A 12,228-nucleotide genomic window follows, 5' to 3' on the forward strand; every position below is an offset into this window, starting at 1 on the left:
GGCAGGATTCGAACCTACGACCTCCTGCTCCCAAAGCAGGCGCGATACCGGGCTACGCTACATCCCGAACTTGGTATCGATCTTTCAATCCTGTTTTAAAAGTGGATCAACTTTTTGTCGGGATGGCAGGATTCGAACCTACGACCTCCTGCTCCCAAAGCAGGCGCGATACCGGGCTACGCTACATCCCGAACTTGGTATCTTCTTTTTTTATTTCCCTTTTTCGAAGGGATTGCAAAGAAACGGTTTTAAATTGATAATTCCATTTTTATTTGCAAATTTTTATTTTCTGCGGAGAGGGCGGGATTCGAACCCGCGGTACCGTTACCAGTACGACAGTTTAGCAAACTGTTCCTTTCGGCCACTCAGGCACCTCTCCTTATCCTCTGTTTTCCGCCCTACCGGCGTTGTTTTGAGGTCTGCAAATATAGTAAAACAAGTTATCCAACAAAAAAAAATTACAAAATTTGTTGATAATCTATACGCACATGATAGATACTCATAAGCATCGTCTTGAATATCAATTTGATAGTCTCAATATCTTTTAACGTCAAATCGCAGTCATCTAACTGATTTTGCTCCAATTTGTAGTTAATTATCCGTTCAACGATGTCATTTATGTTCTGCGCATCGGGATTTTTCAGACTTCTTGAGGCCGCTTCGACCGAATCGGCGAGCATTAACACACCAGTTTCTTTACTAAAAGGTATGGGTCCGGGGTAACGAAAAATGTTTTCGTCGACAAATTTTTCAGGTGTATTTTTCAAAAATGACTGATAAAAATAATCAACCCGGGTATTACCATGGTGGGTTCTGATAAAATCAATAATCGCTTCAGGAATCTGGTTCTTTCTTAAAATCTCAATTCCCTTGTGCACATGCTGAATAATGATCTGCGCACTTTGCTCATAAGGTAATTTATCGTGCGGACTAACAGCCGTATTTTGATTTTCAATAAAATATTGCGGGTTATCAACTTTACCAATATCATGATATAAGGCACCTGCCCTTACCAGCACAGAATTACCTCCAATTTTAAATATTGCAGCTTCGGCAAGGTTAGCCACCTGTAAAGAGTGCTGAAATGTTCCAGGCGCTTTAAAAGCAAGTTCTCTTAACAGTTTATTATTGGTATTGGTCAGCTCAATCAGGGCCACATCTGATGTGATACCAAAAATACGTTCGAACAGATAAATTAAAGGGTAAGCTAAGAGCGATAAGAGTACGCTAAAAACAAAAGGAATAAAATTCATCCATTCTATTTCGCGGAAAGATCCTTCGCGGAGCAGGGCTATACCGATAAAAGAAACCAAATAAGCCAGAAGAATAAATAAGGCCGAAACCAGGAACCTCTCGCGCTTCACAAAGTTTTTGATACTAAATATGGCAACCATGCCCGCCGTAACCTGATAAAACACAAATTCGAAACTATTGGCCACAAAGAAACCGGCAATTAAAATCACCAGCATATGGAGGTAAAGTGCCAAACGTGTATCAAACAGAATCCTGATGATAATAGGTACCACACAGAACGGAATGTAATACAAACTTGGGATTTCCATTTTAATGGCCCAGGTTAAGGCCAGTAACATCCCCGTGGTCACAATCAGGATTAAAGAAAGCTGACGGTTATCGGCAAAAATATCTTTCCGGAAAAGAAAAAGGAACGACATTAAAATGGCGAGTATAAAGCCAACCAATACCACCTGCCCCAGATAAACCAATGCCCTGCTGCCAATTGTTTTGGTTTGTGCATCGTAGGTTGCTTTGTAAGATTCGAGTTTTTGGTAAATTTCTTCATCAATAACATCATTCTTCGCTACAATAAGTTCTCCCTTTTGTACCATGCCCTTGGTAGTAGAAATATTATTAATTGTATTATCCTGTATCGTTTGGGTCAGTCGCTCATCAAATACAATGTTCGGGGTAATATGATCAATGGCCAGGTTGGCAACCAGATCGCCCATCACCTGGTTGGGGGCTTTAAAATGATCTTTAAAAAAGTTCAAGGCCGACTCTGCAGTAAAAACATCCTGTGTATTTTTCTCCTGGGCCTCATTGTTTTCAAGCAAAGAAAAGTCGTAGTTCTTCCCTCCTGCCTGATGTTTCACATTTAAGCCAATAATGCCCTTCTGGTAAATATTCTGCAGCAGTTTATAAGAAGCACTTTTATAGGCATCCCTGTCTTTTTCGTTCAGTTGCTTCGATTTCCATTTCACATCAAATTCATTGGCAAACTCCTCCAAAGCATTTGCGGTAATGCCCCTATCCAATTGGTAAACGGGTAAAATATCTTTTAAGGCATTCTTTTTATCGGCACTAACCTGCGGGTTGGTTTTTAAAATAGCAAAACTGAAGGGCGAAATCAGGTCCTTATTTTTCCATACTGCATTTTTTTCAAACTCATATCTAAACCGGGGTTGTTTGGGTAGAAATAGCGTAATAATGAAAACGGTAAATATCATCATCACATATTTCAGGTTTGATGAATACTTCCGGTAAAGGATCTTGTGGGAATTTCTCTTGATTTTGGCCAAAACGATGTAATTATTGTATTGTCAAAAATAGCATTTTTATCTAATATACATTTTACGGCTTTTGTTTGCAATTACCAGATTTTATATTTTACTTTATGATATCAAATTAATATCAATTATGTATCAGGAAAAAATTATCAATCCGCCATCAGGCTATCTAACATTCGCACTATGCATCGCATTGCTGGGCGCTTCCATTTTTTGCTTTGTTTCAGAAATCTTTCTCTGGGGAGGGATTTTACTGGCCATAGATATATTTTTAATCTTCCCGGGCTTTTTAATCATCAACCCCAATCAATCGATGGTACTTACGCTGTTCGGAAAGTATATCGGTACGGTAAAAGCTGATGGATTTTTCTGGGTAAATCCCCTAACCGCTAAAAGACGTTTATCATTAAAAGCCAACAATTTAAACGGACAGCAGTTAAAAGTTAACGATAAACTGGGCAACCCGATCGAAATTGCTGCTGTGGTGGTTTGGAAAGTAAATGAAACAGCTAAGGCTGTGTTTTCTGTCGAAAATTACATGCAATACGTAAACATACAAAGTGAAGCCGCTGTAAGGCACCTGGCCAACATTTTTCCTTATGATCATGCTGAGGGCGAAGAAACCAGCATCACTTTAAAAGATGGTGCGGATAAAGTGAGTGAACTGTTAGAAAACGAACTGAACGAACGTTTATCGAGAGCAGGTATCGAAGTTTTAGAAGCCAGGATTTCGCATTTGGCTTATGCACCAGAAATTGCGAGCGCCATGTTACAGCGTCAGCAGGCTACAGCGGTTATTGCAGCCCGTAAATTAATAGTAGAAGGCGCTGTAGGCATGGTAGAAATGGCCTTAGAGAAATTATCACAAAAAGGAATTGTTGAGCTGGATGAAGAACGCAAAGCCGCCATGGTGAGTAATTTACTGGTCGTGCTTTGTGGCGATCGCCATGTACAGCCTGTGGTAAATACCGGAACCTTATATAATTAAGTACAATGGAGTTTGAGGAAAAACATGGTTTAAAGATCTGGTGGCTATATCTGGTAATAGCAGCAACTATATTCCCAACAGTAGCCCTGCTTATTTTTCAGAATAAGGGCCTGAGTTATGCTGAGCTTAAAGCGATGTACTTCGCTCCGGTTTTAGCGATCCTATCTCCGTTTTTAATCATTTTTTTAGTGCAGCAGAGTAAACTCACCTTAAAAATAACGGCTGAAGGTGTATCTTTCCGATATCCCCCCTTTCACTTTACACCAAGTCGTTTCCGCTGGGTAAGTATCGAAAAAGCTTATATCAGAAAGTACGATGCATTTTCCGAATATGGTGGTTATGGCGTAAAAAACCGCCTTTGGTTTAAATTTAAAGACAAAGCTTACCTTTTAAACGATAAAAACAGGGGCTTGCAGCTGGAGTTTAAAAACGGCAAAAAACTTTTGTTCAGCTCCAATAAAATAGAGGAACTCGAAATGTTCCTCGTAAATTTAAAAACGAGGTATAATATACAAGCAATACAATAAGAATGGCGGAGAAAGATAAAAAAGCTTTTGTATTAAGAATTAGTCCTGCTTTATTAAAAGAAGTAGAAACCTGGGCTGCTGACGAGTTTAGAAGTACGAACGGACAGATCGAGTTTCTGCTTACGCAGGCGATAAAATCCAGAAAAAAAGGCAAAGCTAAGGAAGAATAGAGCTGCAAATTGTTAACTACCAACTTTAAATGCTTTGGGCCTTTGTAACTTCGGAAGTCTATAAAAATATTTGGGCGTTCCCCAATCCCGAGAATTCGGGAAAGGGTCGGGCTTTGCAGGGCTGCGCTGCGCTCCGGTACCGATGAAAAATCGGTACTGAACCCTTACAATCCCTAACGCACAACCCACAGCTTTAAATTAAACTTGTCAGGTTTCTACTGCTCCCCAAGCCCACCGCCTCAAGTAATTTAAACCTGATGGCAGCGACAGCCCCGAAGTATGAGGGCTATAGCGAACAGCAGGACTGAGCTACCCTAAGTACTACTCAAGCACCTTTCCCAAAAGCTATTAAAAACCCATTATTTTCAAATAGGCTAAAATCATTTTCTAAACGTTATTTTTAAACCTCGCAGGTTTTGGAAACCTGCGAGGTTTGACTAACTTAGCGGCCTAACCAAAAAATTCATAAAATTTAGTTTACATGAAAGAAGTTGTAATTGTATCAGCTGTGCGAACGCCTATTGGCAGTTTTGGAGGCTCATTAGCTCAATTTTCTGCTACCCAGCTTGGTGGTTTTGCCATTAAAGCAGCCATTGAAAAAGCCGGATTAAAACCAGAACAGATCCAGGAAGTATACATGGGTAATGTTTTATCTGCAAACTTAGGACAAGCACCCGCAACACAAGCCGCTAAATTTGCCGGTTTACCAGATTTACCTGCCACTACCATAAATAAAGTATGCGCTTCGGGCACTAAAGCAATTATGCTTGCGGCACAAAGTATTGCAAATGGCGACAACGAAATTATAGTTGCCGGCGGAATGGAAAGCATGAGTAATGTTCCCTATTATCTCGATAAAGCCAGAAACGGCTATCGCCTGGGGCATGGACAGATTACAGACGGTTTGGTAAAAGATGGTCTGTGGGATGTGTACAACGATTACCACATGGGTTCAGCAGCAGAACTTTGTGCTACCGAATGTAATATCAATCGCGAGGCACAAGATAATTTCGCCATAAGCTCTTACAAAAGAGCGCAAGCGGCACAAACTTCAGGTAAATTTGCCAATGAAATTGTGGCCATTGAAGTTAAAGACCGTAAAGGCGACATTACTTTGGTTGACACCGATGATGAGCCAACAGCCGTTAAGTTTGATAAAATACCTTCACTAAAACCTGTTTTCAAAAAAGATGGAACCGTAACTGCTGCAAATGCATCTACCTTAAATGATGGCGCAGCAGCATTGGTTTTAATGAGCGCCGATAAGGCAAAAGAACTCGGTTTAACACCCCTGGCTAAAATTTTAGGCTATGCTGATGCACAACAGGCGCCCGAATGGTTTACAACTGCCCCTTCAAAAGCAATTCCACTCGCATTACACAAAGCCAATGTAAATATCAATGATGTAGATTTTTTCGAGATCAACGAAGCTTTTGCTGTGGTTTCTATCGCGAACAATCAACTTTTAGCATTAAACGACAATCAGGTTAATGTTAATGGCGGCGCGGTTTCATTGGGTCACCCGCTTGGTGCATCTGGTGCCCGAATTGTGGTTACCTTACTTTCGGTACTGGCACAAAACGACGGAAAAATCGGTGTTGCCGGAATTTGTAACGGAGGCGGCGGCGCAAGCGCATTAGTTATCGGGAAATTATAATTTTGGATTTTGCAGGATTTTTCGGCATTTGATCATATGAAACTTATCAGATTTTATATCCTTTTAATTTTTGGAACGCTTAGTTTTAGTGTAAAAGCGCAACAGGCACCAAACCAATTAAACGTTTTCCAGGATACACTGATTAAAATATCGGCAAGGGTTATTGCTGCACAAAGCGATGCGCAAAAATTAGAAGTGAACGGCAGTTTCGTAAAAACATTGGTTGAGGCTTTAAAAACTCCTAATTCTTTTTCTTACCCATTCGATTCGCTTAAAAACGTTTCTGTAATTAAATCATCCGATCAGGCTTTTAGGATTTTGAGCTGGTATGTTCTGCTCGAAAACGGTTCATACCGCTATTATGGGGCCATCCAGATGAATACCAAAAGCGGTCCGTTGAAACTTTATCCCTTAATCGACCAGACCGAAAATTTAGCCGATCCCAATAGCATTACCAATAACCAGAAATGGTTTGGTGCCAGATATTATGAAATTGTTCCGGTAACCAGTGGGAACCGCCTGCCTTATTATGTGCTTTTAGGCTGGAAAGGAAATACGCAGGCCACCACTAAAAAGGTAATCGATATCCTTTCTTTCGAAAAAGACAATCTTACATTCGGTGCTCCTGTTTTCGATGGAAAAGAGTTAAAAGGAAAAAACAGGATCATATTCGAATATGCCAAATCAAACGCCATGACCTTAAAAACCGATCTGAAAGCAGGAATGATTGTGTTCGACCACCTTGCTTCATTCGATCCTGAAATAAAGGGAAAATTTGAATATTACGGATCAGACGGCACTTTTGATGGTTTTAAAATCATTGGTGGAAGGCTAAAACTACAAGAAGATATCACGCTTAACAACGATCCGAATTCGAGTGACGAGCTCTATGCCGACCCCAAAAAAAATGTTAAACCCATCAGAAAGTTTTAACTCTTAACAAACCTTAACAAATCATTTACCTTACTCCAGGTGCAAAAATTTGTGAGAATGGCCTCCACTCGCTATATTGCGCTTTAAAAATCTTCAATAAATGCCCACAACAAACCAAACTAAACATCCCAAAGGCTTAAAATTTCTTTTTTTATCTGAAATGTGGGAACGTTTTGGTTATTATTTAATGATAGGCATTTTTACGCTTTATTTAAAAGATGTAAAAACTGGTTTTGCCATGACGGAGGCAGAATCTGCCGATTTATACGGAACATTTATTGCTTTAGTATTTTTAACCCCTTTTTTAGGCGGCTTAATTGCCGACAGGTACCTGGGTTACGCCAAGTCTATCATTATAGGCGGCATCATGATGGGTGTGGGATACTGCTTAATGGGCGTTCATAATTTACCGATGCTTTATTTGGCCATGACCCTCGTTATTTTTGGCAACGGCTTTTTTAAACCCAATATTTCTACCCTATTGGGCAATATTTACTCTACGCCAGAGTATGTGGCTAAAAAAGACGATGGTTACAATATTTTTTACATGGGTATCAATGTTGGGGCCTTTATCTGCAACTTTTTTGGCGCTGCCTTATATATTATGCTGGGTTGGGAATATGCCTTCTTTGCAGCTGGTGTAGGTATGTTTATTGGTGTAGCCGTATTTATTATTGGCCTTAAACATTACCGGTCTTTCGATGTTAAAAAGGGTATTATGGATGGCGACATGTCATTTCTAAAAATCTGCTTACTAATTCTTTTACCTTCGGTAGTTGCAGGTGTGATTGGCTGGATAGTGCCAACTAAATTAATCGGCCACCCGCTGGTAGGATCTACCAGTACAGATGCCTTTATATTTGCCTGTTTCCCTGTGATTTACTTTTACAGCACCTTATTTTTTAAAGCCAGTAAAGAAGAAAAAAGGCCTATTGCCGCATTACTTACCATATTTGTAGTTGTAATTTTGTTCTGGGCGGTTTTTAAACAAAACGGTACTGCCCTAACCACCTGGGCCGATCGGTATACCGATAGAAGCCTAACCAATACCACCGCAAAAAACACTTTTTCTAAGTTTAGCTTATCGCAAAATATCACCTATAAAAAAGATAGTGTAGCCTTATACGACAACGCATTCCGCCTCCAGAAAGTTGATGGTGTGGTGCAGAAAGAATACAACTACCCAACCTATTTCAAAAATGTACCAGCTGCCGAATTGCCTCAGGAAGGTGGCACAGTAGAATTATGGGCAACAAACTTAAGCCAGTCGATCAACCCGGCATGGGTAATTCTGTTAACCCCGTTAATTGTATCCTTTTTTACCTGGTTAAGGCGCCGCGGTAAAGAACCGAGTACCGCCACAAAAATTATATTCGGGATATTCATCTCGGCTATATCGGTATTGGTGATGGTTACCGCAGTATATATCGGAAAAAATGGAGCCGAAAAAGTATCTGTTCTCTGGCTAATGGGAACTTATGGCGTAATTACCATTGGCGAATTATTTCTAAGTCCGATGGGCTTATCACTGGTATCAAAATTAAGTCCGGTAAGGATAACTTCTTTAATGATGGGCGGTTGGTTCGTATCTACCTCAATAGGCAATAAACTTTCGGGCGTACTGGCAACCTTATGGGATACTTATGAAGACAAATCCAATTTCTTTTGGGTAAACTTCTCCTTATTGATGGGCTCGGCCATAATCGGTTTTGCTTTATTAAAATGGCTAAACAATATTATGAAAGAATACGGCATCAAATAATTTTTTACTGCATTAACAAAAAAAACAAACAAACTTAAATACTGAATATGACATCAACACCAAATCAATCTAAAGGTCATCCAAAGGGGTTATACGTGTTATTTGCCACAGAAATGTGGGAGCGTTTCAACTACTATGGAATGAGGGCAATCCTTGTTTTATTTATGACAAAGGCCTTATTATTTGATAAAGCATTCGCTTCTAACCTTTATGGTAGTTACACCGGATTGGTTTATTTAACGCCACTAATCGGCGGCTATGTAGCCGATCGTTTCTGGGGAAATAAAAAATCGATTATAACAGGCGGATTAATGATGGCACTGGGAGAGTTTATCCTATTTTTCTGTGCCATGTTATACCAAAGTAATGAACAACTCTCCACCTTTTTGTTTTTTACCGGACTTGGCTTTATGATTGCCGGAAACGGTTTTTTCAAACCAAATATTTCCTCATTGGTTGGACAATTGTATCCGAAAGGCGATAAAAGAAGTGACGCTGCTTATACTATTTTTTACATGGGTATAAACGTGGGTGGTGCTTTAGGTCCTATTGTGTGTGGCTTTTTAGGCGATACCGGAAATCCTTTGGATTTTAAATGGGCATTCTTAGCTGGCGGTATAGCGATGTTATTAGGTGTTTTGGTGCAAATCATGTATCAGAAGAAATATGTAATTGCACCTGATGGAAAAGAATTGGGAACCATTCCGGCTGGCGCACCAAAAAGCACATTAAACCCTGCCGTAATTGGTTTTGGCTTAGCTGCATTTTCGGCTTTAATGATCGGATTATTTTACATCGATGCAAAAGTATTCAGCTTTTTAACTTACTTATTAATCGCATCGGTATTGTTTATTGCCTTTGTTATTTTCTCAGATAAATCATTAAGTAAAATTGAGAAACAGCGGATTGGTGTAATCTTCATTGTTGCCTTTTTCGTTATATTTTTCTGGAGTGCCTTCGAACAGGCAGGTGCCTCTTTAACTTTCTTTGCAGAAGAGCAAACCCAGCGGGATTTAGGTTTCTTAAAAGTACCGGCAAGTATCTTTGCCTCCCTAAACTCAATATTCGTAGTAGCCTTTGCACCTTTATTTGCCTGGTTGTGGATTAAGCTAGGTAAAAAAGAACCTTCATCGCCAACTAAAATGGCCATTGGTTTATTGTTACTGGCCCTTGGTTACCTGTGGATTGCTTTTGGTGTAAAAGACGTGTCTTCATCCATTAAAGTGAGCATGATGTGGTTAATTGGTATGTATGCTTTACACACCTGCGGAGAACTTTGTTTATCTCCAATCGGTTTATCTTTGGTAAACAAACTGGCACCCTTAAAATTCGGTTCATTATTAATGGCTGTTTGGTTTTTAGCCAACGCAGCAGCCAATAAGTTTGCTGGTATTTTAAGTGGTTTATACCCTCCGGGCGTGGCCGAAATTAAACAAGCTGCCGGAGCTGGCATTAACTTACAGCCCATTTTATCTAAAACGGTTACGCCAACCGCGGCAGAACTGGCAAAATTAAAAGACTTAAAAATTCCTTTCGAATATCAGTCGATCGTAGGCATCCAGATTAATTCGTTATACGAGTTTTTCATGATGTTTGTAGTGATGGCCGGAATTGCATCTTTAATTTTATTTGCAATTACCAAGAAATTACAAAAAATGATGCATCAGGATATTCTTGACTAAACTTATAACATCCTTTAACCTAAAGCCCGATCTCCGCCGGGCTTTTAATTTTTAAACCTATTTAATGGAAAAAACAGTTTCAATAGAAGATATTCAGAATTTTGAAGGTAAATACCCGAAACAACTCTGGCATTTATCGTTGGTAGAAATGTGGGAACGTTTCTGTTTTTACGGCATGCGTGGGGTATTGGCCTTTTTCATGGTCGAACAACTGGGTTTGAGCGATCAAAAATCGAACCTGCAGTATGGTGCGATACAAGCCTTTGTTTATGCCTTTACTTTTATAGGTGGTATTTTTGCCGATAAAATTTTAGGGTTCAGAAAATCGCTCTTTTGGGGCGGGGCTTTAATGATTATCGGGAACTTAATCCTAGCCTTCTCCCCTCATGATTTATTTTATGTAGGAATTACCTTATCCATTATTGGAACAGGTTTTTTCAAACCCAATGTTTCATCAATGGTGGGCGAATTATACCATGAGAAAGATAATCGCAGAGATGCCGGTTATGGACTTTTTTATGCCGGTATCAATGTTGGCGGCTTGTTGGGTGGTGCCATGTGTATTTATCTCGGTAAATATTACAACTGGCATTTGTGTTTCCTGTCTGCAGCGCTGGTGATGATGTTTGGTTTAGGTACATTCATTTTCACCAAAAAGCATTTAGGCCCGATTGGGAATTCGCCTTTACTGCACCTTAAAAAATCTAAACAGCAATTTTTGGAAATAGCTGTTTATGTAGGTTCTATTTTGTGTATCCCAATGATTTATATCATGGTAAGAAACACAGCCTTTACCGATTATTTCATGTACACCATAGGCATTATTGCTTTGGTTTATTTCCTGTATGAAACGTTTAAGATAAAAGATCAAAAAGCACAATATAAACTATTGGCAGCTTTCGTTTTTATCTTCTGTTATTTCATTTTCATGGCCATATCCGAGCAGAGCGGAGGTTCCCTATCGTTATTTGCGAAGGACAATCTGGACCATAAAATCCTCTTTTTCAATATCGATCCGAATGTGGTGAACAACAGCGCTAACTCGTTCTTTGTGATTGTTTTTAGTCCGATTGTGGGTATTTTATGGCTGGGCTTATACAAACGCAAAATTGAACCCAATACCGTGGTAAAATTCGGGATCGGCTTCCTTTTATTGGCCTTAAGTTTTTATGTTTTTTACGCCACCAGGTTCTTCGCCAATGTACAGGGTATTAGCTCGTTAAATGTATTTACCTTAGCCTATTTATTATTAACGTTAGGCGAACTTTGTTTGGGACCGATAGGCATGTCGATCATTACTAAACTTTCGCCAAAGAAAATGTTCGGAATGATGATGGGGCTTTGGTTTTTATCAAGTGCCTTTGGCCAATTGGCTGCCGGAAAACTGGGGGCAGAAATGTCGAGTATTGATGATGCATCGTTATCGGCTAAATTAATGGCCTATACCGAAGGTTATAAAACATTGGCTTTATATTCTTTAATTGCAGGTTTGGCGCTGATTCTCTTTTCGCAACTGGTTAAAAAGTTAATGCAGGAGGTGAGGTAAGCGTAAAAAAGATATAAAAAAAAGCGAGCGTATTCAATAAGATTTGAAAAGGAACGGGCAGTGGTTCTTGGAAGCCTGCCGCCCCGCTCTTTGTTCCAAGTCCTCGCCCTCATGCTTCGGTCTGCGGGCTTTACACGCCGATCGGGTTTAGGAACAATGGTTTTGTACCTTGAAAGGTAATCTGCGCTGATCTGCAAAATCTGCGGGAAATACCGGGCCAAAGTATTCAACTACGATCAGACTGACAGAAATGGGCATATTCAATAAGATTTGAAAAGGAACGGACAGTAGTTCTTGGAGGTCTGCCTCCCCGCCATTCGCTATAGTCCCTCTTTTCAATCGGGAGCTGCCGCTACTGTCGGGTTTAGGAACAATGGTTTTGTACCTTGAAAGGTAATCTGCGCTGATCTGCAAAATCTGCGGGAAATACAGGGAAAA

The 12,228-nt window shown here is 39.9% G+C and carries 10 protein-coding genes and 2 tRNA genes; 8 read left to right on the forward strand and 4 right to left on the reverse strand.

Features of this window, described 5'->3' with window-relative positions:
- Nucleotides 1-117: 117 nt before the first annotated feature.
- From AC07YT_RS21295 to AC07YT_RS21305, 3 genes are all read right to left on the reverse strand, one after another.
- Nucleotides 118-191, reverse strand: a tRNA-Pro gene (locus AC07YT_RS21295).
- A gap of 101 nt (nucleotides 192-292) precedes the next feature.
- Nucleotides 293-379: transfer RNA gene (locus AC07YT_RS21300), tRNA-Ser, on the reverse strand.
- A gap of 79 nt (nucleotides 380-458) precedes the next feature.
- The gene (locus AC07YT_RS21305; protein ID WP_086545785.1) at nucleotides 459-2,465 is read right to left on the reverse strand and encodes an HD family phosphohydrolase; all 2,007 of its coding nucleotides are present in this window, start codon (nucleotides 2,463-2,465) and stop codon (nucleotides 459-461) included.
- Between the two features lie 190 nt (nucleotides 2,466-2,655).
- Here AC07YT_RS21305 and AC07YT_RS21310 point away from each other — a divergent pair, with 190 nt between their 5' ends.
- The 8 genes from AC07YT_RS21310 to AC07YT_RS21345 all read left to right on the forward strand — a co-directional run bounded on the left by AC07YT_RS21310 (nucleotide 2,656) and on the right by AC07YT_RS21345 (nucleotide 11,790).
- Nucleotides 2,656-3,513: an SPFH domain-containing protein gene (locus AC07YT_RS21310; RefSeq protein ID WP_029276438.1), complete on the forward strand. Its 858-nt coding sequence runs from the start codon at nucleotides 2,656-2,658 to the stop codon at nucleotides 3,511-3,513.
- Nucleotides 3,514-3,518: 5 nt separating this feature from the next.
- A complete protein-coding gene (locus AC07YT_RS21315) occupies nucleotides 3,519-4,040 on the forward strand; it encodes a hypothetical protein (protein ID WP_086545784.1) in 522 nt (173 codons plus the stop codon).
- 2 nt (nucleotides 4,041-4,042) lie between these two features.
- Complete coding sequence (locus AC07YT_RS21320) at nucleotides 4,043-4,210, forward strand: type II toxin-antitoxin system antitoxin (RefSeq protein WP_086545783.1); 168 nt, start codon at nucleotides 4,043-4,045, stop codon at nucleotides 4,208-4,210.
- A 481-nt stretch (nucleotides 4,211-4,691) separates the two neighbouring features.
- Complete coding sequence (locus tag AC07YT_RS21325; protein ID WP_086545782.1) at nucleotides 4,692-5,867, forward strand: acetyl-CoA C-acyltransferase; 1,176 nt, start codon at nucleotides 4,692-4,694, stop codon at nucleotides 5,865-5,867.
- 36 nt (nucleotides 5,868-5,903) lie between these two features.
- A complete protein-coding gene (locus tag AC07YT_RS21330; RefSeq protein WP_086545781.1) occupies nucleotides 5,904-6,800 on the forward strand; it encodes a hypothetical protein in 897 nt (298 codons plus the stop codon).
- Nucleotides 6,801-6,900: 100 nt separating this feature from the next.
- Nucleotides 6,901-8,562 carry a peptide MFS transporter gene (locus AC07YT_RS21335; RefSeq protein WP_086545780.1) on the forward strand — a complete coding sequence of 554 codons (1,662 nt, stop codon included), beginning with the start codon at nucleotides 6,901-6,903 and terminating at the stop codon, nucleotides 8,560-8,562.
- A 47-nt stretch (nucleotides 8,563-8,609) separates the two neighbouring features.
- A complete protein-coding gene (locus AC07YT_RS21340) occupies nucleotides 8,610-10,244 on the forward strand; it encodes a peptide MFS transporter (RefSeq protein WP_086545779.1) in 1,635 nt (544 codons plus the stop codon).
- Nucleotides 10,245-10,308: 64 nt separating this feature from the next.
- Complete coding sequence (locus AC07YT_RS21345) at nucleotides 10,309-11,790, forward strand: peptide MFS transporter (RefSeq protein ID WP_086545778.1); 1,482 nt, start codon at nucleotides 10,309-10,311, stop codon at nucleotides 11,788-11,790.
- A 147-nt stretch (nucleotides 11,791-11,937) separates the two neighbouring features.
- On the opposite strand, the gene AC07YT_RS21350 is transcribed toward AC07YT_RS21345, so the two are convergent.
- Nucleotides 11,938-12,228, reverse strand: a 291-nt coding sequence (locus tag AC07YT_RS21350) for a hypothetical protein (RefSeq protein ID WP_494945513.1), incomplete at its 5' end; no start/stop codon positions are given.

The organism is Pedobacter sp. GW460-11-11-14-TSB4 (assembly GCF_059423705.1).

Bases quoted from the DNA above. Each gene is read 5' to 3' on its own strand.
- AC07YT_RS21305 (WP_086545785.1), bottom strand. From the start codon at position 2,465: ATGATATTTACCGTTTTCATTATTACGCTATTTCTACCCAAACAACCC.
- AC07YT_RS21310 (WP_029276438.1), top strand. From the start codon at position 2,656: ATGTATCAGGAAAAAATTATCAATCCGCCATCAGGCTATCTAACATTC.
- AC07YT_RS21315 (WP_086545784.1), top strand. From the start codon at position 3,519: ATGGAGTTTGAGGAAAAACATGGTTTAAAGATCTGGTGGCTATATCTG.
- AC07YT_RS21320 (WP_086545783.1), top strand. From the start codon at position 4,043: ATGGCGGAGAAAGATAAAAAAGCTTTTGTATTAAGAATTAGTCCTGCT.
- AC07YT_RS21325 (WP_086545782.1), top strand. From the start codon at position 4,692: ATGAAAGAAGTTGTAATTGTATCAGCTGTGCGAACGCCTATTGGCAGT.
- AC07YT_RS21330 (WP_086545781.1), top strand. From the start codon at position 5,904: ATGAAACTTATCAGATTTTATATCCTTTTAATTTTTGGAACGCTTAGT.
- AC07YT_RS21335 (WP_086545780.1), top strand. From the start codon at position 6,901: ATGCCCACAACAAACCAAACTAAACATCCCAAAGGCTTAAAATTTCTT.
- AC07YT_RS21340 (WP_086545779.1), top strand. From the start codon at position 8,610: ATGACATCAACACCAAATCAATCTAAAGGTCATCCAAAGGGGTTATAC.
- AC07YT_RS21345 (WP_086545778.1), top strand. From the start codon at position 10,309: ATGGAAAAAACAGTTTCAATAGAAGATATTCAGAATTTTGAAGGTAAA.